We start from the raw sequence: 24,445 nt of genomic DNA, 5'->3' as shown, positions 1-24,445 counted from the left end.
TTTGCCTTATGGACAGGCGGGCGGCAACCTGACTGGACACAACCCGACAAAAGGAGCGTGTCGTGTACGGAACGTCGTCGGTCAGCCCGCGCCGCCCGCAGCGGGCCGCGCGGTGGGAACGGGGCGGGGTGCTGGGGCTTCTGGCGGCCTGGATCGGGCGCCGGCGGCAGCGGCGGGCGCTGGCGGCGCTGGACGATCACCTGCTGCGCGACCTCGGCCTTTCCCGCGAAGACGCGGAACGGGAAAGCGCCAAGCCGTTCTGGCGGCGATAGCGCGCCTACGCCAGCTCGACGCGGAAGGCGGCGACGTGATCCTGCGCCTCGTCCTGCGGGATGGCGCCGAAGCCGATCAGGCCGCTGCCGACCAGCTTGGCGGAATCGCGGCGCAGCACCATGGGCGGCGACTCCCCCGGGCGCACGAAGGTGCCGTTGGTGGAATGGTCGGTGATGATGAAGCTCTCGCGGCTGAAGTCGAACAGGCCGTGCTGGCGCGAGCACTGGCGCGACAGCACGCGCAGGCCGCTCGCCTCGTCCCGCCCGACGGAGAGGCGCGGGTTGTGGCGATTCAGCGTGATGCACCGCTGCTGGTAGGTCAGGTGCAGGGTCAGCGTGCCGGCCGCCTGGGCCTTCAGGTCGCTTAATGAGAAAGCGATGGTCGTGCTTTCGATGGCGTCGTCGGCGACGTCGTGGCCGCGTACCTCGTGGATGCGCACCGGCGCGGTCTTGCCCTTCACCGCGACATTGCTCAACAGCTTGGTGCGTTTGCGCAGGTCGGCCGACAGGCGCTGGACGAAATCCTCCGTAGCCAGGACCTCGCCGGGGCGGGCCAGCGCCTCGACCCGCGCCGCGACGTTGCAGGCGTCGCCGTAGAGATCGCCGGTGCCCTGCACGACGTTGCCGTAGTTGATGCCGATGCGCAGCTGGAGGCCGAAGTTCGCCTGGCATTCCATCATGGTGCTGGCGGCCCGGCAGGCGTCGTCGGCGGTGGGGAAGGCGGCCAGCAGCCCGTCGCCCAGCATCTTCACCACCCAGCCGGCGTTCTGTTCGATGCAGCGGCGCAGATGCAGCAGCGTCGCCTCGGCCAGCGCCGCCGCGCGGACGTTGCCGATCCGCTCGTAGAGCTGCGTCGAGTCCGCGATGTCGACGAACAGGACGGCGAGAGGCTTTTCCATCGGGTGCGCGCCGCGTCGGCCGGTGGGGAAGGGGCGGCCCGGCCGCAGCCGCCCGTTCGTTCATACCACATCCGGCTATGTGCGGTCACCCGGAGGGAGATGCCGGAAGCCACCGGGGCGCCGAACTCAGAACCGCTTGATCTCGATGTTGTACTTGCGCAGGGCGTAGCTCACCTGGCGCGTGGTCATGCCGAGCAGGCGAGCGGCCTTGGCCTGGACCCAGCCTGTGCGCTCCATGGCCCAGATCAGCCGGTCGCGCAGCGGGCCGGAGTCCGGCTCGTCCAGCATCGCGTCGCCGCCGTGGCCGGCGGGCTCCGCATCCGCGTGGGCGGGGGCGGAGTGGGCCGGCATCGGCGGTGCCGGCATCGGCACGGGCGGGGGCGGCGGGGCCGCCGCCACGGGCGGCTGCGGTGGCGCCGCGGCGCACGACGAGCAGGCGGACGCGGCCCCCGAGGCCGGCAGGATCGGCGGCAGCTTGGGCGGCGATGCCGAGGCGGTGGGGCGGTTCGACACCGCCGGAGCCAGCCCGCCCACCGACGTTCCGGCCGTCTGGTACTGGAAGAGGATCGAGGAGTTGCAGAGGTTCAGCGCGCAGCTGAGGTCGGAGCCGCGGATCACGCCGTCACGGCTCTGCGTCGCCGCGCGCTCCACGCAGTTCTCCAGCTCGCGCACGTTGCCGGGCCAGGGGCAGCGGTTCAGCACGTCGAGCGCGTCGTCGGACAGGGCGAGGCTCAGCCCGTTGTCCTTGTTGAACTTGGCGACGAAGTGGCGGGCCAGCGGCTCGACGTCGCCGCGGCGTTCGCGCAGGGGCGGCAGGAAGATGCTGACCACATTGATGCGGAAGTAGAGGTCGGCGCGGAACTTGCCATGCCCGACCGCCTCTTCCAGGTTCAGGTTGGTGGCGCAGATCAGGCGGACGTCGGTCTTGATGGTCTTCGACCCGCCGACCCGCTCGAATTCCTGCTCCTGGAGGACGCGCAGCAGCTTGGCCTGGAAGTTGGGGGAGATGTCGCCGATCTCGTCCAGGAACAGGGTGCCGCCGGACGCCAACTCGAACCGGCCCTTGTGGTCCTTCTGGGCGCCGGTGAAGGATCCCTTCTCGTGGCCGAACAGTTCCGATTCCAGCAGCGTTTCCGGCAGGGCGGCGCAGTTGACGCGGATGAAGGGGTTGTCCTTGCGGGGCGACAGGTTGTGGATGGCGCGGGCGATCAGCTCCTTGCCGGTGCCGCTCTCGCCGCGGATCAGCACGGTCGACTTGAAGGGCGCCACGCGGTGCACCTGGGCCAGCACCTCGGCCATGTTGGGGCTGGTGCAGACGATGTCGGCGATGGGTTCCGGCTGCTTCAGTTCCTTCTGCAGGCGGAAGGTCTCGCGCATCATGTAGCGCCGCTCCTCCGCCACCGTGCGGTGCAGGCGCACGGTCTGGCCGATGAGGTTGGCGACCATGGTGAGGAAGCGCACGTCGTTGCCGAAGTGGGTGGTCGGCCCTTCGTCGCTGATGCGGTCGATGGTCAGCACGCCGATGATGGTGCCCGCCACCTTGATGGGCACGCCGACCAGGGAGGCCACCACCTCGTCCAGGTCCTCCCGCCCGCTGGTGCGGTTGAGGAACAGCGGCTCCTCGGCAAGGTTGTCGATGACGGCGGGCATGCCGGTCTTCAGGATGCGGCCGATGATGCCTTCGCCCTCGCGGAACTCGGCCTGGCCGATCTGTTCGGGCGACAGGCCGTTGGCGGCGACCATGCGCAGCACGTTGTCGTCGCCCAGCAGGAACACGCGGCCGCGGTGCATTTGCAGCTGATAGGACAGAAGGCGCAGAACCTCGCGCAACGTCTGCTGCAGGTCGAGCGACGACCCGAGGATCTTGCTCACCTCGTAGATGGCCAGCAGTTCCAGATTCGACGTGGGGTGGCGCCCAGCCATGTCCTGTGGTCCCCTTCCTTCAGCAACCGTGCCCATGCAACCTTGATGCCGGATGCGCTTGTGCGCCCCTGCACCGGCCTGTCGCTTTTCCTCCTTGAGTATCCGCCGTGCTCTGGTCCCTGTGTTGTGGCCGCAAGGCCGGTCCGGGATCCGGATGGCGCCCTCTCCGTGGCGGGGGGGCGGATGGCCGTAGTGTTGGAGAGCTTGCGCCGTAACGCAAGTGCTTTTGCCGGGTGCACGCGAATACTTCAACGAGTGCCTTTTGCAGCATCACTGTGCCGCCTCTTTGTGCAAAAGCGGTCGGCGGAAAACCATTGCCGCCGACGGGGATCTCGTGTTAATAACTGACCGGTCAGTCATCAAAGGGGCCGCTTCATGGCCGCCGACCCGTCCTCCGATCCATCCGACACGCCGTTGCCACGCTGGCGCCGCCGCAAGGAAGCGCGCCCGCAGGAGATCGTCGACGCCGCGCTGGACGTCTTCGCCGAACGCGGCTTCGCCGCCGCCCGGCTGGAGGACGTGGCCGCCCGCGCCGGGGTGAGCAAGGGCACGCTCTACCTCTACTTCCCGAACAAGGAGGAGCTGTTCAAGGCGGTGGTCCGCTCGGCCATCCTGCCCAACCTGGAGATGGCGGAACGGCTGCTGGCGGAGTTCCCCGGCTCCTCCATGGAGATCCTGGAGCGGCTGCTGCTGGGCATCGCCGGCAAGGTGATGGCGACGCGCGTCGGCGCCATCCCGAAGCTGATGATCGCCGAGGCCGGCAACTTCCCCGAGCTGGCGCGCTTCTATTACGAGACGGTCATCGCCCGCGCCTTCCGCGTGATCGGCGCGGTGCTGGAGCGCGGCGTGGCGCGCGGCGAGTTCCGCGCCATGGACGTGGGCCACACGGTGCGTCTAGTCGTGGCGCCCATGCTGATGGTGGCGCTGTGGCGCACCTCTTTCGAGCCGGTGGCGGGCGGGCCGCTGGACGCGGAGGGGCTGATGCGCACGCACATCGACCATCTGCGGCGCGCGCTGGCGCCGGAGGGAGGCGCGTCATGAGCTGGTTTGCCGACACGCTGGCCGCGCTGGCCGTGATGCTGGGTTTCGGCGCCGCGCCGGAAGTGCGCGTGGCGCAGGGCTATGTGGAAGGGGAATACCTGCGCATCGCGCCGCCGGTGGCCGGCACGCTGCAGACGCTGTCCGTGGCGCGCGGCCGGACGGTGGCGCGCGGCGAGCCGCTGTTCGCCATGGACCTGACCGCCGCCAGGGCGGAGCGCGAGCGGCTGGCGGCGGCGCTGGCGCAGGCGCAGGCACTGCTGGCCGACCTGACCAAGGGCAAGCGGCCGGAGGAGCTGGCGGTGGTCGCCGCGCAGCAGGCGCAGGCGGAAGCCGCGCTGGCCTACTCGCACGCCGAGCTGAAGCGGCAGGAGGCGCTGGTCGCCCGCCGCGTGACCTCCCCCGACAAGCTGGACGCGGCGCGCAGCGCGTTCGAGCGCGACCGCGCCCGGCTGGCCGAACTGACGGCGCAGCTGGCGGTGAGCAACCTGCCGGCCCGGCCCGACCAGCTGCGCGCCGCCGAGGACGCCGTATCCATGGCCGCCGCGGCGCTGGCGCAGCAGGACCAGCGGCTGGCCGACATGGCGCCCGCGGCGCCGGAAGACGCGCTGGTGGAGGACACGCTGTACAACCCCGGCGAATGGGTGCCGGCCGGCTCCCCCATCGTGTCGCTGCTGCCGCCGGGGCGGGTGAAGGTGATCGCCTACGTGCCGGAGCCGCTGATGAGCGGCATCCGGCCGGGCGACGCGCTGCGCCTGCGCTGCGACGGCTGCCCGGCGGACCTCGTGGCGCGCGTGCGCTACGTCAGCCCGCGCGCGGAATACACGCCGCCGGTGATCTACAGCGTGCAGAGCCGGGCCAAGCTGGTCTTTCGCATCGAGGCGGCGCCGGAGGGGCCGGCCCGGCTCAATCCGGGGCTGCCGGTGGATGTGGAGCTGCCGCGATGACAGCCGAGGCCGCCGGTTCCGATCCCGTCATCGACGTGCGCGGCCTCGTCAAGCGGTTCGGCGCGAAGACGGTGGTGGACGGCTTCTCCATCCGCGTGGAGCGCGGGGAGATCTACGGCTTCCTCGGCCCCAACGGCAGCGGCAAGACGACGACCATCCGCATGCTGTGCGGCCTGCTCACCCCCGATGCGGGGGAGGGGACGTGCCTCGGCCTCGACATCCGCACGCAGAGTGCGGCCATCAAGCGGCAGGTCGGCTATATGACGCAGAAGTTCAGCTTCTGGGAGGATCTCAGCATCCGCGAGAACCTGGACTTCGTCGCCCGCATGTACGGCCTGCCCGACCGCAGGCGGCGGGTGGGCGACGCGCTCGACCGCCTGGGCCTCGCCGAGCGGCAGGCGCAGCTGGCGGGGGAGCTGTCGGGCGGCTGGAAGCAGCGTTTGGCGCTCGCCGCCTGCATCCTGCACGAGCCCAGGCTGCTGCTGCTCGACGAGCCGACGGCCGGCGTGGACCCCAAGGCCCGGCGCGAGTTCTGGGACGAGATCCACGCGCTGGCCGAGACCGGGCTGACCGTGCTGGTCAGCACCCACTACATGGACGAGGCGGAGCGCTGCCACCAGATCGCCTACCTTGCCTACGGCAAGCTGATGACCCACGGCACGGTGGACGAGGTGGTGGCGGGATCGGGCCTGCACACGGTGGCAGTGTCCGCCCCGCACCTGGGCCGCGTGGCGGCGGAGCTGGAGGGCCGGCCGGGCGTGGAGATGGTCGCCGCCTTCGGCACCCGCCTGCACGTCAGCGGCACCGACCGCGCGGCCCTGGACGAAGCGCTGGCGCCATGGGCGGGGCGCGCGGACGTGCGCGTGGAGCCGACCGGGCCGACGCTGGAGGACGTGTTCATCCATCTGATGAACCGCAGCACGGACAACTTCCGATGACGGGTCGCTTCTCCTTCCGCCGCTTCCTGGCCGTGATGGTCAAGGAGTTCATCCAGATGCGGCGCGACCGGCTGACCTTCGCCATGATGGTCGGCGTGCCGATCATGCAACTGGTGCTGTTCGGCTACGCCATCAATTCCGACCCCAAGCGGCTGCCGACCGCCGTGCTGGCCGCCGACGAGAGCGCCTTCTCGCGCGCCATCGTCGCCGCCATGGTCAACTCGCGCTACTTCGACGTGGCGCGCAGCGCCGGCAGCGAGGCGGAGCTGGACGAGATGCTGGCGACCGGTGCGGTGCAGTTCGCCGTCACCATCCCGCCGGGTTTCGCCCGCGACCTGCAGCGCGGCGGGCGGCCGGTGCTGCTGGTGGAGGCGGACGCCACCGACCCGGCGGCCACCTCCAACGCGCTGGCGGCGCTCACCACCATCGCCCGGCAGGCGCTCGATCCCGAGCTGACCGGGCCGCTGGCCCACCTGCGCGCGACGCCCGACCCGGTCGAGCTGCGCATCCACCGCCGCTACAACCCGGAGGGGTTGACGCAGTACAACGTGGTGCCGGGGCTGATGGGCACCATCCTGACCATGACCATGGTGATGATGACGGCGCTGGCCGTGACGCGGGAGCGCGAGCGCGGCACCATGGAGAACCTGCTGGCCATGCCTGTCCGTCCGTTCGAGGTGATGCTGGGCAAGATCATCCCCTTCATCCTCGTCGGCTACGTGCAGGTGGTGATCATCGTGCTGTCGGCGAAGCTGCTGTTCGGCGTGCCCATCGTCGGCAGCCTGTTCCTCTTGTCGGTGGTGATGATCCTGTTCATCGCCGCCAACTTGGCGGTGGGCTTCACCTTCTCCACGGTGGCGAAGAACCAGCTGCAGGCGATGCAGATGTCGTTCTTCTTCTTCCTGCCATCCATGCTTCTGTCCGGCTTCATGTTCCCATTCCGTGGTATGCCCGAATGGGCGCAGGCGATCGGCGAGGTTCTGCCGCTCACCCACTTCCTGCGCATCGTGCGCGGCATTTTGCTCAAAGGCTCGGGACTGGCGGACATCATGGGCGAGATCTGGCCGCTGGCGGCTTTTCTGGTCGTCGTCACGGTGGTGGCGCTCAAGCGGTACCGCCAGACCCTCGATTGATTGGGGTTTCAATGGACGAACGGGCTGCGTCGATTCCACCCTTGCGCGCGCTACCATTCCTTAACGAACGTCAGGGTTAAATGACCGGCATCGGGCGCGGTGGGGGTCGGATGATGCGGCGCGGGCTGTTCGGCGTGGCGGTGGCGGGGGCTATGGCCCTGACGGTGATGGGGGCGGCCGCGGGGGCGGACGCCGCCACCAAGGCGCGCAAGGACAAGGCGCCGCCGGGACCCAGCCCCATCGCCTGGAGCACCGCGAGCGGCCCGTCCGGCGGACCGGCCCAGGCCATCGGCGGCTACGCGTCGGGCTGCCTTGCCGGCGGCGTGCCGCTGGCGGGCGAGGGGACGGGCTATCAGGTCATCCGCCTGTCGCGCCACCGCAACTACGGCCATCCCGTGCTGGTCGACTACCTGCGCGACTTCGGGCGCAAGGTGGCGGGGGCGGGCCTGGGCACCGCGCTGATCGCCGACATGGCGCAGCCGCGCGGCGGCCCCATGCGCTTCGGCCACGCCAGCCACCAGAGCGGGCTGGACGCCGACGTCTGGCTGCGCCTCGACCTGCCGCCCATGGGCCGCAACGCCCGCGAAAGCCTGGACGAGATCAAGTACGTCGACTACGACCGCGAGCAGGTGACGCCGCAGTGGTCGGCCAAGCAGTCGGAGATGGTCCGCATCGCCGCCAGCGACCTGCGGGTGAACCGCATCTTCGTCAACCCGGCCATCAAGGCGGCGCTGTGCGAGCGCAACTGGCCGGACCGCGCGTGGCTGAACAAGGTGCGCCCCTGGCACGGGCATGACGGCCACATGCACGTCCGCCTGGACTGCCCGCCCGGCAGCCCGCAGTGCGAGCCGCAGCGCGAGCTGCCGCCCGGCGACGGCTGCGGCGAGGAGCTGGAGTCGTGGCTGCGCAAGGCCGTGCCGGCGCGCGAGATCCCGCCCGAGAAGGCCCGCCCGCCCAGCCCGCGCCTGCCCGCCGCCTGCACCGCCGTGCTGCGCGCCGGCACGCGCATGGCCTCCGCCGACGTCCTGCGGATCGGCGATAACGATTAACGGGAGCTTAACCAGGGCGGGGCAGCATGCTTGCCGGAATACCGGCGTAGGCCGGAAGGTCCGACCGAAGGACGGGCGCGTGCGGCGATGAGCGAGAAGAAGGACCCGGGGGAAGCCCCGCACCTCAGCCTGAAGACGCGCTTCCAGGCCTGGTGGGAAGGCTATGACCTGTCCGGCCGCAAGCGCGGGAAGGGCGGGGAGGAGCACGCCCCCCAGCCGACGCACAAGGCGCCCGATCCCGGCATGAACCGCTGGGGCAAGCCGTTGTGGACCGCCACCCGCATCGAGGTGGCAGAGAAGCTGTGGGGCCGCGGCTTCAACACGCCCGGCGGTTCGGACCACGTCCCCTACCTCGTCAAGCCGATGGGCCTGAACCCGGCCATGAGCGTGCTGGACCTGTCCGCCGGCCTGGGCGGGACGAGCCGCACCATGGCGTCCAAGTACGGCTGCTGGGTGACCGGGCTGGAGGCGTCGGAGCTGCTGGCCAAGGAGGGGATGCAGCGCTCCTTCCAGGAAGGGCTGGAGAAGAAGGCGCCCATCGAGACCTACGACCCCGAGCATTTCACTTGGCCCAAGCGCGTGGACGCCATCGTCTACAAGGAGGGGATGTTCACCCTGCGCGACAAGGACCAGATGTTCGACGGCATCGAGATGGCCCTGAAGCCGCGCGGCCACATCCTGATGACCGACTACATCATCACGCCGGGCACCGACCCGGCCGGGCTGAAGGGTTGGGCCGCCAAGGAGCCGCAGGAACCGCACCTGTGGACGCTGGAGCAGATGCAGAACGGCTTCGCCCAGCGCAACCTGGACCTGCGCATCGCCGAGGACATCACCGACACCCACCGCCACCTGACCCTCACCGCCATCCAGGCGTTCGTGCAATACCTGGAGCAGCACTCCATGGACCACGCCACCAAGCTGGCCGTGATGGACGAGGTGGAGCTGTGGGTGCGCCGTGTCGGCGCCCTGGAAGGCGGCCTGCGCTGCTACCGCTTCTACGCGCTGAAGCCGCCGGAGTGAGCGAATACCCCCGGTGCCCTTCATGACGCCTCGCATTTCGCGCCGCATGGCGGCGCCATGGCGGCCGGCCGCCGTTGCGCTCACCGTTTTGGGGGCCGTTCTGGGGGCTGCCCTGGCGACCGGTCCGGGCACCGCGTCGGCGGACGGCTGGGTGCCCGACCGGGCGACCGGCGACAACGTCCTGTTCCTGTCGTCCACCGGGCCGACCATCCGCTGGACGGAGGCGATGTCCGGCGCCATCGACGACGAGCTGACCGCGGCCGGAAAGACCGTCAACCTCGACTTCGAGTTCCTGAACCGCGCCCGGCTGCCCGAAACGCCCAGCGACGAGGAATGGGCGGCGTTCCTGGCGACGAAGTACCGGGGTGCCCCGCCCAAGGTGATCATCGCCGACGGTCCCCCCGCCATCCGCTTCGCCGCCGAACATGGGGCGCGCGTCTTCGGGGGCGCGCCGCTGGTCGGGATCGTGCCCAACTTCAACAGCCTGGGGGATGCCGCCCGGAGCGTGACCGTGCGGGTGACCACGGGCCCGCACATCCACCAGACGGTGGACATGGCGTTGTCCCATTGGCCCGACGCGCGCAAGGTGGTCATCGTCTCCGACGACAGCCCGCTGTCCCACCATTTGGCCGGCGTCATCCGGGCGGCCTTCGCCGAACGGCTGGACCGCGCCGTCCGGGTGGAGCATCTCCACAACTTCCGCCTGGAGGAACTGGACGGCGCGCTGGCGACGCTGCCGCGCGACTCCATCGTCCTCTACACCCACGTGTCCATCGACGGCGCCGGGCGGCACGTGCGGCCCGACGCCGTGGCGGCCCGCGTGGCGAAGGCGTCCTCCGCCCCGGTCTACGTGCTGTTCGAGGACAGCATCGGCACCGGCGTCATCGGCGGCTACGTCAACGACCCGCGCATCGCCGGGCGCGTCGCGATCCGCGCGGCCATGAACCTGCTGGCCGGGAGCCCGGCCGCGGCGGCGGCGGGCGAGCGTCCCTACTCCACGCGGGCGGTCGTCGACTGGCGGCAGCTGCGCCGCTGGGGCATCGACGAGGGCACGCTGCCGCCCGACGCGGACGTCCGCTTCCGCCGGCCGTCCCTGTTCGAGACCTATTTCCGCGAAACGGTGGGGGCGCTGACGTTCATCGGCGTGCTGAGCGTGGCGCTTGCCCTCATCCTCGTCCTGTACGTCCAGCGCGGGCGCCTCGCCCGCGCCCTGCGGGACGCCAACGGCCGGCTGGAGGAGCGGGTGGCGGAGCGCACCCGCGAGCTGGAACGGGCGCTGGCCGAGGAACAGCGGCTGCGCCAGCACCTGCGCACCTTCCTCGACATGGCGACGCACGAGTTCAAGACCCCGCTGGCCGTCATCGACAGCGCGGCACAGGTCCTGGAACGGCTGGTGGACGTGGGGCGGGAGGAGATCGGCAGCCGGATCACGGTCATCCGCCAATCGGTGCGCCGCGTCGTCGACCTGATCGAAACCTGCCTGACCGGCGAGCGGGACGAGCGGCTCTCGGCCAACCTCGTGCCGTTCGCCCCGGCCAAGCTGATCGAACGCGTGGCCGAGCGGCACCGCGGCAACGGCGGGGATCCCCTGGCCGTCGACTCCCGCGACCTGCCGACGGAGGCGGTCGCCGACCCGAAGCTGCTGGGAATCGCGCTGGACGCGTTGGTCGACAACGCCCGCCGCTATGCCCACGAGGGCGGCCCGATCGAGGTGGCGGCGCGGCGCGAGGGCGGCTCCATCGTCTTCACGGTGGCCGACCGCGGGCCGGGCGTGCCCGCCGACGAGGCCGAGCGCATCTTCGAGAAGTACTTCCGCGGCACCGGGAACGGCGGCGCCCCCGGCACGGGAATCGGCCTGCACCTCGTCAAGACGATCGCCCAGCTGCACGGCGGAACCGCCGAATACCGGCCGCGGCCGGGCGGCGGGGCCATGTTCCTGCTCACCGTTCCTCTTGCCGGCCCCCTTGCCGGGACCGTTCCCGGAGCCGCCCAGGCGCCCGCGCTCCTTTGATCCGCACCGGGCACCCGGCCGCGCCGCTTTGGGTTGACAGGCCGCAACCGCGCCACTATGGTCCGCGCCCTAACGAACACGCCGCCGACCTGCACCAGGAATTGCTGCCATGAAGATCGTGAACTCCCTCAAGTCGATGAAGACGCGCCACAAGGCCTGCCGCGTGATCCGCCGCAAGGGCCGGGTCTACGTCATCAACAAGCAGAACCCGCGCTTCAAGGCCCGCCAGGGCTGAGTCGGCCGGCGGCCGGTTCGTCCGGCCGCGCCACGTCGCAGGGCTTGTTCGGCCGCGCCGGTCTTCCGGCGCGGTTTTCGCTTTTTCACGCCCTGCATTGTCACGGGTCCGCCAATCCCGGATGATTGGTAATACCACTTGCCCGCAGGGCGGCGTGGTGATACCGCTTAACCCCAGAACGCCCCGGGTCGAGGGCGGTCCCTGGGGGAGGAGCGAGCCGGCATGAAGATGCCCGCACCCGACACCGGCGTGATTTCCCGCCGCCGCGAGATCATCGAACGCCTGCGCGCCATCGTGCCCGGCGAAGGCGTCATCGTCGACGAATCGGAACTGCGCGCGTACGAGAGCGATGGCGTGACCGCCTACCGCCAGCCGCCGCTCGTCGTCGTCCTGCCCAGCACGACGCAGCAGGTGAGCGAGGTGCTCAAGACCTGCAAGGAGATGGGCGTCAAGGTGGTGCCGCGCGGCGCCGGGACCTCGCTGTCCGGTGGCGCCCTGCCGCTGGCCGACGGCGTGCTGCTGGGCCTGGGCAAGTTCAACCGGATCCTGGAGATCGACTACGACAACCGCTGCGTCGTGGCGCAGCCGGGTGTCACCAACCTGGGGATCTCCACCGCCGTGGCGCACGAGGGCTTCTACTACGCGCCCGACCCGTCCAGCCAGATCGCCTGCACCATCGGCGGCAACGTGGCCGAGAACTCCGGCGGCGTCCACTGCCTGAAATACGGGCTGACCACCAACAACGTGCTGGGCGTGGAGATGGTGCTGATGGACGGCACCGTCGTGCGATTCGGCGGCAAGCACCTGGACGCCGGCGGCTACGACCTGATGGGGATCATCACCGGGTCCGAAGGCCTCCTGGGCGTGGTCACCGAGGTGACCGTGCGCATCCTGAAGAAGCCGGCCACCGCGCGCGCCGTTCTGCTGGGCTTCCCCACCAACGAGCAGGCGGGCGACTGCGTGGCCGCCATCATCGCCGCCGGTATCATTCCCGGCGGCATGGAGATGATGGACCGCCCGGCCATCCACGCCGCCGAGGACTTCGTGCACGCGGATTACCCGCTGGACGTCGAGGCGCTGCTGATCGTCGAGCTGGACGGCCCGCCGGCCGAGGTGGACCACCTGATCGAGCGGGTCGACGCGATCGCCAAGGGGAAGGGCGCCGTCTACGCCCGCATCTCCAACAGCGAGGAGGAGCGGCTGGTGTTCTGGGCCGGCCGCAAGGCGGCCTTCCCGGCGGTGGGCCGCATCAGCCCCGACTACCTGTGCATGGACGGCACCATCCCGCGCAAGGCGCTGCCGCTGGTGCTGCAGCGCATGACGGAGATGTCGGCGAAGTACGGGCTGCGCGTCGCCAACGTCTTCCACGCAGGCGACGGCAACCTGCACCCGCTGATCCTGTTCGACGCCAACAAGCCCGGCGAATTGGAGGCGGCGGAGGCGTTCGGCGCCGACATCCTGAAGCTGTGCGTCGAGGTCGGCGGCGTGCTGACCGGCGAGCACGGGGTGGGGGTGGAGAAGCGCGACCTGATGGTGCACCAGTTCACCGACACCGACCTGAAGCAGCAGCAGCGCCTGAAGTGCGCCTTCGACCCCGACGGCCTGCTGAACCCCGGCAAGGTGTTCCCGGAACTGCACCGCTGCGCCGAGCTGGGCCGCCTGCACGTTTCCGCCGGCAAGCTGCCGTTCCCCGACATCCCGCGGTTTTGAGGGGCCGTCCGTGAGCATCACCACCTTCAAGCCGGACACGTCGGCGCAGCTCGCCGACACCGTCACTTGGGCGCTGAGCGCCGGGGAGCCGCTGGAACTGCTGGGGCAGGGCAGCAAGCGCGGCCTGGGGCGGCCGGTGCAGGCGGGCTACGCGCTCGACCTCTCCGCCCTGTCGGGCGTCGTCGCCTATGAACCGGACGAGCTGGTGCTGACCGTGCAGGCCGGCACGCCGCTGTCCACGATCCTGCCCATGCTGGCGGAACGCCACCAGCACCTCGCCTTCGAGCCGCAGGACCTGGGCCCGCTGTTCGGCCAAGCACCGGGCGGCGGCACCATGGGCGGGCTGCTGGCCAGCGCGCTGGCGGGCCCAAGGCGCATCCAGGCGGGATCGGCCCGCGACCACTTCCTGGGATTCGAGGCGGTGTCGGGCCGTGGCGAGGTGTTCCGGGCCGGCGGCAAGGTGGTGAAGAACGTCACCGGCTACGACGTGCCGAAGCTGATGGCCGGCTCCATGGGGACGCTGAGCGCGCTGACCGAGGTGACGGTGAAGGTGCTGCCCGCACCCGAGGACACGCGCACGCTGATCCTGGCCGGCCGCGACGCCGCCGACGCCCTGCGCGCGCTGACCCGCGCGCTGCAGAGCCCGCACGAGGTGTCGGGTGCGGCGCACCTGCCGGGGCCGGTGGCCGGCCGCTCGGCGGTCACGGCGGTGGCCGGCGCGCACGCGGGCGTCACGGCGGTGCGGCTGGAGGGCTTCGGCCCGTCGGTGGCGGCGCGCGTCGCGGCGCTGCGCGAGGAACTGGGCGCCGACGCGGTGCTGGACCGCGACGAGTCGCTGGCGCTGTGGCGCGAGGTCCGCGACGTGACCTTCTTTTCTCCCTCCCCTGCCATGGCGGGGGAGGGTCGGGGAGGGGGCAATGGCCTTGCCGAGCGGCTGATCTGGAAGCTGTCGGTGCCGCCCGCCACGGGTGCCCGGGTGGCGGAGGAGATCGTCATGGCGCTGGGCGGCGAGGCGGAGTTCTACTTCGACTGGGGTGGCGGCCTGATCTGGCTGGCGACCGTGGCGACGGCCGACGCGCGCACCCTGCGCGCCGCCATGGGCTTCGCCGGCGGGCACGCCACGCTGGTGCGCGCGCCCGACCACATCCGCGCCACCGTCGACGTCTTCCACCCGCAGCCCCGGCCGCTGGCCGACCTCGCCGCGCGGGTGAAGGAGAGCTTCGACCCCCGGCGCCTGTTCAACCCCGGCCGCATCTACGCGGGGGTGTAGGGAACCATGCAGACCAACTTCACCCTCGACCAGCTCGCCAAGGCCGACGTCGCGGAGGCCGAGCGGATCCTGCGCAAGTGCGTGCACTGCGGCTTCTGCACGGCGACCTGCCCGACCTACGTGCTGCTGGGCGACGAGCTGGACAGCCCGCGCGGCCGCATCTACCAGATCAAGGACATGCTGGAGCGCGGCGGCACGCCGTCGCCCAACACGGTGAAGCACATCGACCGCTGCCTCACCTGCCTGTCCTGCATGACGACCTGCCCGTCGGGCGTCGACTACATGCACCTGGTCGACAACGCCCGCGCCCGCATCGAGGACCTGCACACCCGGCCCGCGTACGAGCGCGCGTTGCGCGACCTGCTGGCGCGCGTGCTGCCCAACCCGCGGCTGTTCCGGCTGGCATTGCTGGGCGGCGCCATGGCCAAGCCCTTCGCCGACCTGATGCCGAAGGCGCTGCGCTCCATGCTGAAGCTGCTGCCCAAGCGCGGCGTGCCGGGACCCAGCCACATGGACCGGCCCGGCGTCTACCCGTCCGAAGGGCCGCGCAAGAAGCGCGTGGCGCTGCTGCTGGGCTGCGCGCAGCAGGTGCTGGCGCCGCAGATCAACGACGCCACCGTGCGGCTGCTGACCCGCCACGGCGTGGACGTGGTGGTGGCCAAGGGGGCGGACTGCTGCGGGGCGCTGACCCACCACATGGGCAAGGACGACATGGCGCGCGACACGGCGCGCCGCACCATCGCCGCCTGGACCAGGGAGATCGAGGGCGAGGGGCTGGACGCCATCATCATCAACGCGTCCGGCTGCGGCACCACGATCAAGGACTACGGCCACATGTTCGCCGCCGATCCGCAGTGGCAGCCGCGCGCCGCGCGCGTGGCGTCGCTGGCCCGCGACGTGACGGAGTTCCTGGCGGAACTGGGGCTGATGGCGCCGGTGGTGGAGACGGGGCAGGCCATCGCCTACCACTCCGCCTGCTCCATGCAGCACGGCCAGCGCATCAAGAACCCGCCGCGCGACCTGCTGCGCGCCGCCGGGTTCGAGGTGCGCGAGATCCCGGAGGCGCACATCTGCTGCGGCTCGGCCGGCACCTACAACATCCTGCACCCTGACATCGCCGTGCAGTTGCGCGACCGCAAGGTCCGCAACATCGAGAGCACGAAGCCGGATGCGGTCTCCGCTGGCAATCTCGGCTGCATCACGCAGATCGCCACCGGCACCGGCATCCCCATCGTCCACACGGTGGAGCTGCTGGACTGGGCGACCGGCGGCCCGCTGCCCGACGCGCTGCACGGCCGGCCGGCCTTCGCCCGCAAACCGGCGCGTCCGGCCCCGGCGCAGGCCGCGGAGTAGGGACTATATTGCGAAGGTAAGGGTTGCCGGAAAGGGCGTTGACGGTAGCGGATCGCTACGGTTCAGTTGGGGTGTCCGCAGACACTCCTGGACGACCTGATGCCCTGGATCGACCGCTTGGTCGCCGACGACCCACGGATCCCGCCGGGTTCCCCGGCGGCCTATGTGCTCGCCATCGCGCTGGCGGCGCTGGGCGTGGTGGCGCGCGTCGCGCTCGACCCGATCCTGACCGGGGTCCAGTTCATCACGCTGGTTCCGGTGGTGATCGTCGTGGCGCTGGTGGGCGGGCTCGGGCCGGGCCTGCTGGCCGTCGCCCTGGGAACGATCGGCGCGTGGTTCGCAATCTTCGCGCCCACCTACAGCTTCGCCATCCATTCCGGGGCGGACGCCGCATCGCTGCTGTTCTTCGCGGGCGTCGGTGTCTTCATCTGCGGCATCACCCATGCTCTGCGCACCGCGGTCGCCCAACTGCGCGTCGAGCGCCGCCGCCTGGAAGAGCTGAGCCGCACGTTGGAGCACCGCGTAACCGAGCGCACGGCGGAGCTGGCCGCCGCCAACGACAGCCTGCGCGCCGAAATCGAGGCGCGCGAGCAGGCCGAGGCGTCGCTGCGCCAGGTGCAGAAGATGGAGGCGGTGGGCCAACTGACCGGCGGCATCGCGCACGACTTCAACAACCTGCTCACCCCCATCCTGGGCAACGTCACCTCGCTCTTGGAGCGGATGGGCGACGCGGACGCGCGCACCCACCGCCAGCTCGACGCCATGCGGCAGGCGGCGGAGCGCGCGGCGGTGCTGACGCAGCGCCTGCTGGCCTTTGCGCGGCGCCAGCCGCTGTCGCCCAGCGTGCTGGACGTCAACAAGCTGGTCGCCGACACCGGCGAGATGCTGCGCCGGACCCTGGGCGAGGCGATCGAGGTGGAAACCGTTCTGGCCGGCGGGCTGTGGCGGGCGCAGGCCGACGCCAACCAGCTGGAGAACGCGCTGCTCAACCTCGCCGTCAACGCCCGCGACGCCATGCCGGGCGGCGGCAAGCTGACCATCGAGACGGCCAACACCCACCTGGACGAGATCTACGCCGCGGCGCACGCCGAGGTGACGCCAGGGCAGTACGTGCTGGTGGCCGTCACCGACACCGGCGCCGGCATGCCGCCCGACGTGCAGGCCCGCGCCTTCGAGCCGTTCTTCACGACGAAGGGGGTCGGGCAGGGCACCGGCCTGGGCCTGTCCATGGTGTACGGCTTCGTGCGCCAGTCGGGCGGCCACGTGAAGATCTACAGCGAGCCCGGCCAGGGCACGACCGTGAAGCTCTACCTGCCGCGCGCCATGGCGGGCGCGCTGCCGTTGACGGAGGTTGCGGCCCCGACCCCGGCCGCGGCTCCGGCCGGCGGGGCGACGGTCGTGGTGGTGGAGGACGAGGACCTCGTGCGCGCCTTCATGGTCGAGACGCTGCGCCGCATCGGCTACACGGTGCACGAGGCGGCCGACGGCCCGGCGGCGCTGGCGCTGTTCGCACGGCTGCCGACGGTGGACCTGCTGCTGACCGACGTCGGATTGCCGGGCATGAACGGCCGGCAGCTGGCCGAGGCGATTCAGGCGGAACGGCCGGGACTGAAGGTGCTGTTCGTTTCCGGCTACACGCGCAACGCCATCGTGCACAACGGCACGCTGGACCCCGGCGTGATGCTGCTGAGCAAGCCCTTCACCGCCCAGATGCTGGCCATGAAGGCGGCCGAGGCGATGGAAACGGGGCTGGTGGGGGTGCGGGAGTGAGGGGGCGGTGACGTTGGGTCTTTGGCTTTCGCCTCAACCCAACCTACGGTTCAGTCGTAGGTTGGGTTGAGCGTCAGCGAAAACCCAACGTCGGGCGTTTTCTCAGAACTGATCCTCGCCGAGCGCCATCACCGTGCGCTTGGCGGTCAGGATCGGGATCAGCAGGCCCGGTGCGGCGGGCAGGATCTGTTCGGCGTAGAAGCGCGCCGTCACCAGCTTGGCCTCCAGGAACGCCGCGTTGGAGCCGGGCTGGCGCATGCCTTCCAGCGCTTTGGCCGCCGCGCGCGCCATCATCCAGCCGCCGGCCACCGTGCCCCACAGGCGCAGGTAGTTCACCGCACCGGCGGCGGCCGCGTGCAGGTCGCCTTCCTTCTGCGTCGTCACCATCCAGGCCGTCGCCTGGTCCAGCGCGTCGAGGCCGGCCGCGAGGTTGGTGCGGATCGCCTCCATGTCGTCGCCGGGGGCGGCTTCCAGTTCCTTCACCGTGTCGCGCATCTCGGCAATGAAGGCGCGCGCGGCCTCGCCGCCGTCGCGGCCGACCTTGCGGAAGGTCAGGTCGTTGCCGTGGATGCCGTTGGTGCCCTCGTAGATCGGCGTGATGCGGGCGTCGCGGTAGTGCTGGGCGGCCCCCGTCTCCTCGATGAAGCCCATGCCGCCGTGGATCTGCACGCCGGTGGAGGCGACGTCGCAGCCGATGTCGGTGGACCACGCCTTGACGATCGGCGTCAGGATGTCGACGCGCGCGGTCGCCGCCTTGCGCGCCGCCGTGTCCGCGTGCAGGCGCGAGGTGTCGAGTTGCGTGCCGGCGTAGAGCGCCAGGGCGCGCGCGGCCGCCGTCTTGGCACGCATGTCCAGCAGCATGCGGCGGACGTCCGGGTGGCGGATGATGGCCACCGGCTGGCCCTTGGCGTCGGCCACGTCCTTGCTCTGCACACGGTCGCGGGCGTAGTCGCGGGCCTGCTGGTAGGCGCGCTCGGCGATCGCCACGCCCTGGATGCCGACGCTGAGGCGGGCGTTGTTCATCATGGTGAACATGTACTCGATGCCGCGGTTCTCCTCGCCCACGAGGAAGCCGACGGCACCGCCGTTGTCGCCGTAGGCCATGACGGCCGTCGGGCTGGCGTGGATGCCCAGCTTGTGCTCCAGGCTGGCGCAGCGCAGGTCGTTGCGCTCGCCCGGCGTGCCGTCTTCCTTCGGCAGGAACTTCGGCACGATGAACAGGCTGATGCCCTTGATGCCGGCCGGCGCGTCCGGCAGGCGGGCCAGCACGAGGTGGACGATGTTGTCCGTCAGGTCGTGCTCGCCGTAGGTGATGAAGATCTTCTGCCCCGTGACGCGGTAGGTGCCGTCGTCGGCGCGCACGGCGCGGGTGCGCACGGCCGCGAGGTCGGAGCCGGCCTGCGGCTCGGTCAGGTTCATGGTGCCGGTCCATTCGCCGGACACCATCTTGGGCAGGTACAACGCCTTCTGCTCGGCGCTGGCGTGCTCGGCCAGCAGGTCGATGGCACCCTGGGTCAGCAGCGGGCACAGGCCGAACGACAGGTTGGAGCCCTGCCACATCTCGTTGACCGCGAAGGCCACCGTCCACGGCAGGCCCTGGCCGCCGAATTGGGGATCGAAGGGCAGGCTGTTCCAGCCGGCGTCGATGAACTGGCGGTAGGCGTCCTTCCAGCCGGTAGGCGTGCGCACCACGCCGTTCTCCAGCACCGAGCCTTCCTTGTCGCCCACCGTGTTGAGCGGGGCGAGCGCGCCGGCGGCGAACTTGCCGGCTTCCTCCAGCACGGCGTCGACCAGGTCGGGCGCGGCGGATTCCTGGCCCGGCAGTTCGGCGACGCGGTCGAGGCCGACCACCTCGTGCAGCAGGAAACGCAGGTCGGCGACGGGGGCGGTGTAGGCGGTCATTGGGTTCGAGCCCTCCCGTAGGCAGCAGGGGCGGTTGTTCTTGGCAAGCGAGCTTGGGCAGGCAAGATAGCGCGCCCGGCGGCGGCTGGCGAGACGGACCATTCCGCACCGTATGCGCCTGCGGCAAGCTGTGCCGGGCGCGGTTGGCATCGGCCTTGCAATATCCCTGGCGAACCGCCGCAGGAATTGCCGCCATGACCTTCGCCTCCGCCCTTGCCCATCAGGCCGAAACCGCCGTCCAGCGCGCCCAGGCGCCGCGCGGGCCGGCCAACGTGGAAGCCGCCGTGCGCAACGCCAGCGCCAAGACGGGGGTCGATTTTGCCTACCTCATGGAAAAGGCTGCCGTGGAGAGCGGGTTCCGCACCGACGTGAAGGCGTCGACCTCCTCGGCCACCGGCCTCTACCAGTTCATCGACTCGACATGGCTGAACACGGTGAAGGAGCATGGCGCGGCGCACGGCCTGGGCCAGTACGCCGGCGCCATCCAGACGCGGGCCGACGGCCGGCCCTACGTCGCCGATCCGGAGATGAAGCAGAAGATCCTCGACCTGCGCAAGGACCCGCAGATCTCCGCGCTGATGGCGGCGGAGTTCACGCGCGACAACAAGGAACACCTGGAGGAGAACACCAACAGCCGCGTCGGCTCGACCGAGCTGTACCTCGCCCACTTCCTGGGCGCGCACGGCGGGGCGAAGTTCCTCAACGCCATGAAGGACGACCCGAACCGGCAGGCGCGCGAGCTGTTCCCGGAAGCGGCCTCCGCCAACAAGGCGGTGTTCTTCGACAAGGAGACCGGCCGCGGCAAGACCCTGAAGGAGATCTACGACCGCTTCGCGAGCAAGTTCGAGGAAACGGGGCAGGGCTTCCTGCCCGCCACCACCAACGCGGTGGAGCGCGTGCGCCGGCAGGACATGCCGGACGGCTTCACCACCCAGGTGCCGAGCTGGGGTCCGAAGACGCCGAACGTCGCCAACCCGCTGTCGATCTATCAGGTGCTGGCGCTGAACGCGCTGGAGACGCCGGACGAATCGGGCCGGGACGACAACAAGGCGACCGGCGACAAGGACGAACGCCGCATGCGCGACCAGCCGATCCGCAGCGAGCAGACCGAGGCCACCGGCCTCGGCCTGGGGCTGAAGCCGATGCTGGGCCAAGCGGCGTAAGGGGCGCGGTTAGCGCCCCGCCAGAAACGCCTCCCACTCCTTGGCGCGCACCGTCCAGGTGCCGGTGGCGTTGACGTGGTCGACCTGCCGGCGCAGCCGGTCCTCGAAGGCCGGGCGCTCGGCCACCAGACGCGGCAGCAGCCAAACCAGCATCTGCGCGTAGTTCGTGGCGAAGATGTTGACGTCCGCCTCCGGCGGCAGGGTCACGCCGAAGCCGGCCAGCGTCTCCGGCAGGGCGGCGCGGCCGCAGGTGGCGATCAGGCAGCCGGCCGCCATCGCCTCCATCACCGCGATGCAGGACGTCTCCTCGAAGGTGTTGGAGTAGGCCAGGACGCTGACCTTCTTCAACTCCTCGGCCAGACGGGGCTGCGGTACGGCGCCCACGTACTCCACCCCTTCCGTCCGGCGCGCCTGGTCGTACAGGTTGGTGAAGGGGTCGTCGGCCGCCGGGGTGCTTTCATAGCCGGCCATGCTGGAGAAGACCTTGAGCGTCGTCCCTGGAACCTCCTCCCGGACAAACGGGAAGCCGCCCAGCAGGACGTTCAAGCCCCGGTAGGGCGTGCTGGTGTAGGCCAGAACCGGCGGCCAGGGGCGCGGGTCGAACACCGCCGTGCCGGCCGGGAACAGATTCTCGAAGGCCGGCGCGATGGCGTTGCGCAGCACCACCGAACGGTCGGCCGGGATGCCGAACACGTCCTGGTAGCGGTTCTTCTGCCAGTTGCTGACGAAGACGTAGGTGTCGAACAGGTCGCGCGTGGCGGGATTGGCGAGGTCGGCCATCGCCGGCTCGTTCGTGGCGTGGCCGGTCCACAGGATGAGCTTGCCGACGGCGGTGGCGCGGCGCAGCACGCCGGCCACGTGGCTGGTGCAGCCCCCCGCCACGACCAGCGCGTCCACCGTTTCCAGGAAGCCGATCTGCTGGTCGGTGGTCGGCAGAATGCGCACGCCGCGCGCCGTGGTCGGACTGGTCACGCCGTTCAGCAGCGTCACCTCGTGGCCGGAGGCCGCGAGCCGTTCGGTGAGGTAGCACAGGGCCGATTGCGTGCCGCCCATGGGGCGTTCATAGGCGCTGTCGGGCGTGTAGTTCCAGCCCATGGAGTCGAGGAAGGCGAGACGCATCGGGGCCATCGCGGTCGTTTTTGTGGTGGTCGGCCGCCAGTCTACGCCCTGGAACGCCTCCGGGTCCATCGGCACCGGCAACCATGGCCCGCATCAGCCACGGCGGCCCACAATTGACACGCGCGGGGACGGGGCGGCAAGGTTCCGCGAGATCCAGCCCGCCAGGACCGCTGCCGACGATGCCCAACACGCTCTCCACCGCCCTCCAGCACCACCTCGCCGGGCGATTCGGGGAGGCCGAGGCGCTGTACCGCCGCGTCCTCGACAAGACGCCGGAGCAGCCGGACGCGCTGCACCTCCTGGGCATGGTGCACGCGCAGACCGGGCGGGTGGAGCCGGGCGTGGCGATGATCCGCCGCGCCATCGCGCGCAACCCGCGCGCCAGCGACTACCACGTCAACCTCGCCAACATCCTGCTGGCGACCGGACGGCCGGGCGAGGCGGCGGCAGCCTACCGCACGGCGCTCACCCTCAAGCCGGGCGAGCCGACGGCCGGCACCAACTTCCCCAAGGCGGTGATGGCGGAGGCCGACCGCCGCTTCGACGCCGACGATCTGGCCGGGGCCGCGTCGTGGTACCGGCTGTTCGCCCTGCTGCAGCCCGACAGCCTGGACGCCGTCTTCAACCGCGCCGTGGCGCTGCGCCGCGCCGGCCGGGCGGAGGAGGCGCATACGGCCGCGGCGCGCGCGGCGGCGCTGCAGCCCCGCCTGTCCCGCGCGCACGCGGAAGCCGGGATGGCGCTGAACGACCTGGGCCGGCCGGGCGCGGCGGCGAAGTGCTTTGGGCACGCCGTGCGGCTGGAGCCCGGCAACGCCGAGTTCCGCAACGCGCTGGGCGCGGCGCTGCTGGCCGACGGCCGGGTGGAGGCGGCCGACGCCGCCTTCCGCGAGGCCGCCGCCGTGGCGCCCGACTACCTGACGCCGCACCTCAACCGCGGCGTCCTGCTGATCCGCGCCGGGCGCAACGCGGAGGCGATCGGAGTCTACCGCCGCGTCCTCGTCCACGATCCGGCGCACACGGCGGCGCTGAGCAGCCTGAGCGCGCTGCTGCTGGGCGCCGGCCGCTACGACGAGGCGATGGCCGCCGGCCTGCGCGCCGTCGTGACCGACAGCGAGGACGCCGACGCCTGCATCAACCTGGGCGCCGCGCTCCAGGCCAAGGACAAGCTGGCGGCGGCGGAGGAGGTGTTCCACCTCGCCGCGCGGCTGCGCGCCGACGAGGCGGCGGCGGTCGGCAACCTGGGCACCGTGGTGCTGCTGCGCGGCCGGGTGGCGGAGTCCGTGGCGCTGCTCCAGCGCACCGCCGCGCTGCAGCCCGACCGGGCGGAGACGTGGTCGAACCTGGGCGGCGCCATGCGCGAGCAGGGCAACCCGGCCGCCTCCATCGCCGCCTACCGCCGCGCGTTGCGCATCAACCCCGGCTACGTCGACGCGCACTCCAACCTGATCTTCGTGCTGGACTTCGACACCGCCCTGACCACCGCCGACCACATGGAGGAGCGCCGCCGCTTCGACGCGCAGCACGCCCTGCCGCTGGCGGCGGAGGCGCTGCCGCACGCCAACGTGCGCGATGGCGAACGGCGGTTGCGCGTCGGCTACGTCTCCGCCGACTTCCGCCGGCATTCCGCCGCCTTCGCCTTCCTGCCGGTGCTGAAGCGGCACGACCACGCGCGGTTCGAGGTGTTCTGCTATTCCGGCGTGGTGCGGGAGGACGACATGACGGCGGAGTGCCGGGCGGCGGCCGACGTCTGGTGCGACACGCTGGGCATGGACGACGCGGCCCTGGCCGGGCGCATCCGCGCCGACGGCATCGACGTGCTGGTCGACCTGTCCGGCCACTCGCTTGGCAACCGGCTGCTGGCCTTCGCGCGGCGGCCGGCGCCGGTGCAGCTCTCCGCCTGGGGACACCCGCACGGCATCGGCGTGACGGCCATCGCCCACATCGTCTCCGACCCCGTCTGCATCCCATATGGCGAGCGGCCCATCGTGCCGCAGGCGGTGGTCGACCTGCCGTGCATCATCGGCTACGAGGCACCCCACGACGCCCCGCCGGTGGTGGCGCCGCCGGCCGTGGCCAGCGGCGTGGTCACCTTCGGCTGCCTCAACCGCCTGTCGAAGCTGACGGAGGACACGCTGGCGCTGTGGGGCCGGGTTCTGGCGGCGGTGCCGGACGCGCGCCTGCTGCTGAAGGACAAGCCGCTCAACGACCCATCGGAGCGGCGGCGCATCCTGGCGGCGCTGGCCCGGCACGGCGTGGCGGAGGAGCGCGTCGTCCTGCTGGGCGGCAGCAGCCACATCGAGCATCTGGCCGCCTACGGCCGGGTCGACATCGCGCTGGACCCGTTCCCGCTGAACGGCGGCATCAGCACGCAGGAGGCGCTGTGGATGGGCGTGCCGGTGCTGGCGTTGCGCGGCCGCACGCCGCCGTCGCGCGTGTCCGCGGCCATCGACACGGCGCTGGGGCTGGCCGACTGGGTGGCGGAGGACTGGGACGACTACGTCGCCGTCGCCCGCGCCAAGGCCGCCGACATGGCCGCCCTGGCGGATCTCCGCGCCCGCCTGCGCCCGCACTTCGCGGCGTCGCCGGTGGGCGACATGGCGCAGTACACCCGCGCGGTGGAGGACGCCTACCGGGCGTTGTGGCGGCAGTGGTGCGGTCAATCGGCGGTGACGGGCGCTTGATACGGCTGC

Annotated in this window: 19 protein-coding genes; 15 read left to right on the top strand and 4 right to left on the bottom strand. The window is 71.1% G+C overall.

All coding sequences use genetic code 11. From position 1 onward, the window contains the following. Positions 1-62: 62 nt before the first annotated feature. Positions 63-272, top strand: coding sequence for a DUF1127 domain-containing protein (locus tag VED21_RS02750; protein WP_324880778.1), 210 nt, complete (start codon positions 63-65; stop codon positions 270-272). 5 nt (positions 273-277) lie between these two features. Here the strand turns inward: VED21_RS02750 and VED21_RS02745 are convergent, their stop codons facing one another. Both VED21_RS02745 and nifA read right to left on the bottom strand, forming a co-directional pair. Further along, entirely contained in the window at positions 278-1,171 is an 894-nt protein-coding gene (locus VED21_RS02745; RefSeq protein WP_324880777.1) for an adenylate/guanylate cyclase domain-containing protein, read from the bottom strand. A 126-nt stretch (positions 1,172-1,297) separates the two neighbouring features. Next, positions 1,298-3,094: a nif-specific transcriptional activator NifA gene (gene nifA / locus VED21_RS02740; RefSeq protein WP_324880776.1), complete on the bottom strand. Its 1,797-nt coding sequence runs from the start codon at positions 3,092-3,094 to the stop codon at positions 1,298-1,300. A gap of 375 nt (positions 3,095-3,469) precedes the next feature. Here nifA and VED21_RS02735 point away from each other — a divergent pair, with 375 nt between their 5' ends. From VED21_RS02735 to VED21_RS02680, 12 genes are all read left to right on the top strand, one after another. Continuing rightward, a complete protein-coding gene (locus VED21_RS02735; RefSeq protein WP_324880775.1) occupies positions 3,470-4,135 on the top strand; it encodes a TetR/AcrR family transcriptional regulator in 666 nt (221 codons plus the stop codon). After that, the gene (locus tag VED21_RS02730; RefSeq protein WP_324880774.1) at positions 4,132-5,079 is read left to right on the top strand and encodes an HlyD family secretion protein; all 948 of its coding nucleotides are present in this window, start codon (positions 4,132-4,134) and stop codon (positions 5,077-5,079) included. Before VED21_RS02735 ends, VED21_RS02730 begins: the two co-directional genes overlap by 4 nt. Continuing rightward, positions 5,076-6,017: an ABC transporter ATP-binding protein gene (locus VED21_RS02725; protein ID WP_324880773.1), complete on the top strand. Its 942-nt coding sequence runs from the start codon at positions 5,076-5,078 to the stop codon at positions 6,015-6,017. Before VED21_RS02730 ends, VED21_RS02725 begins: the two co-directional genes overlap by 4 nt. After that, positions 6,014-7,150: an ABC transporter permease gene (locus tag VED21_RS02720; RefSeq protein WP_324880772.1), complete on the top strand. Its 1,137-nt coding sequence runs from the start codon at positions 6,014-6,016 to the stop codon at positions 7,148-7,150. Before VED21_RS02725 ends, VED21_RS02720 begins: the two co-directional genes overlap by 4 nt. A gap of 110 nt (positions 7,151-7,260) precedes the next feature. Continuing rightward, a complete protein-coding gene (gene mepA / locus VED21_RS02715; protein ID WP_324880771.1) occupies positions 7,261-8,199 on the top strand; it encodes a penicillin-insensitive murein endopeptidase in 939 nt (312 codons plus the stop codon). Between the two features lie 87 nt (positions 8,200-8,286). After that, positions 8,287-9,222: an SAM-dependent methyltransferase gene (locus tag VED21_RS02710; RefSeq protein WP_324880770.1), complete on the top strand. Its 936-nt coding sequence runs from the start codon at positions 8,287-8,289 to the stop codon at positions 9,220-9,222. Between the two features lie 22 nt (positions 9,223-9,244). Further along, positions 9,245-11,233 carry a sensor histidine kinase gene (locus VED21_RS02705; RefSeq protein ID WP_324880769.1) on the top strand — a complete coding sequence of 663 codons (1,989 nt, stop codon included), beginning with the start codon at positions 9,245-9,247 and terminating at the stop codon, positions 11,231-11,233. A gap of 109 nt (positions 11,234-11,342) precedes the next feature. Further along, positions 11,343-11,468 carry a type B 50S ribosomal protein L36 gene (ykgO, locus tag VED21_RS02700; RefSeq protein ID WP_012973122.1) on the top strand — a complete coding sequence of 42 codons (126 nt, stop codon included), beginning with the start codon at positions 11,343-11,345 and terminating at the stop codon, positions 11,466-11,468. A 222-nt stretch (positions 11,469-11,690) separates the two neighbouring features. Next, entirely contained in the window at positions 11,691-13,178 is a 1,488-nt protein-coding gene (locus VED21_RS02695) for an FAD-linked oxidase C-terminal domain-containing protein (RefSeq protein WP_324880768.1), read from the top strand. A gap of 10 nt (positions 13,179-13,188) precedes the next feature. Continuing rightward, positions 13,189-14,448 (top strand): glycolate oxidase subunit GlcE, encoded by a 1,260-nt coding sequence (glcE, locus tag VED21_RS02690; protein ID WP_324880767.1) that lies wholly within the window; start codon positions 13,189-13,191, stop codon positions 14,446-14,448. A 6-nt stretch (positions 14,449-14,454) separates the two neighbouring features. Continuing rightward, complete coding sequence (glcF, locus tag VED21_RS02685; RefSeq protein WP_324880766.1) at positions 14,455-15,801, top strand: glycolate oxidase subunit GlcF; 1,347 nt, start codon at positions 14,455-14,457, stop codon at positions 15,799-15,801. Between the two features lie 99 nt (positions 15,802-15,900). Then, positions 15,901-17,571 (top strand): ATP-binding protein, encoded by a 1,671-nt coding sequence (locus VED21_RS02680; protein WP_324880765.1) that lies wholly within the window; start codon positions 15,901-15,903, stop codon positions 17,569-17,571. Positions 17,572-17,673: 102 nt separating this feature from the next. Here the strand turns inward: VED21_RS02680 and VED21_RS02675 are convergent, their stop codons facing one another. Next, positions 17,674-19,473: an acyl-CoA dehydrogenase gene (locus VED21_RS02675; RefSeq protein ID WP_324880764.1), complete on the bottom strand. Its 1,800-nt coding sequence runs from the start codon at positions 19,471-19,473 to the stop codon at positions 17,674-17,676. A 194-nt stretch (positions 19,474-19,667) separates the two neighbouring features. On the opposite strand from VED21_RS02675, the gene VED21_RS02670 reads away from it, so the two are divergent. Beyond that, a complete protein-coding gene (locus VED21_RS02670; RefSeq protein WP_324880763.1) occupies positions 19,668-20,636 on the top strand; it encodes a hypothetical protein in 969 nt (322 codons plus the stop codon). Between the two features lie 9 nt (positions 20,637-20,645). Here the strand turns inward: VED21_RS02670 and VED21_RS02665 are convergent, their stop codons facing one another. Beyond that, on the bottom strand, positions 20,646-21,755 hold the full coding sequence (locus VED21_RS02665; protein ID WP_324880762.1) for a glycosyltransferase family 4 protein: 1,110 nt from the start codon (positions 21,753-21,755) through the stop codon (positions 20,646-20,648). Between the two features lie 179 nt (positions 21,756-21,934). On the opposite strand from VED21_RS02665, the gene VED21_RS02660 reads away from it, so the two are divergent. Beyond that, positions 21,935-24,436, top strand: a complete 2,502-nt coding sequence (locus VED21_RS02660; protein ID WP_324880761.1) for a tetratricopeptide repeat protein — start codon at positions 21,935-21,937, stop codon at positions 24,434-24,436. Positions 24,437-24,445 lie beyond the last annotated feature (9 nt).

The sequence above is a fragment of the Azospirillum sp. genome (assembly GCF_035627195.1).
GTDB lineage: Bacteria > Pseudomonadota > Alphaproteobacteria > Azospirillales > Azospirillaceae > Azospirillum.
This window is presented reverse-complemented; position numbering and strand designations above follow the sequence as displayed.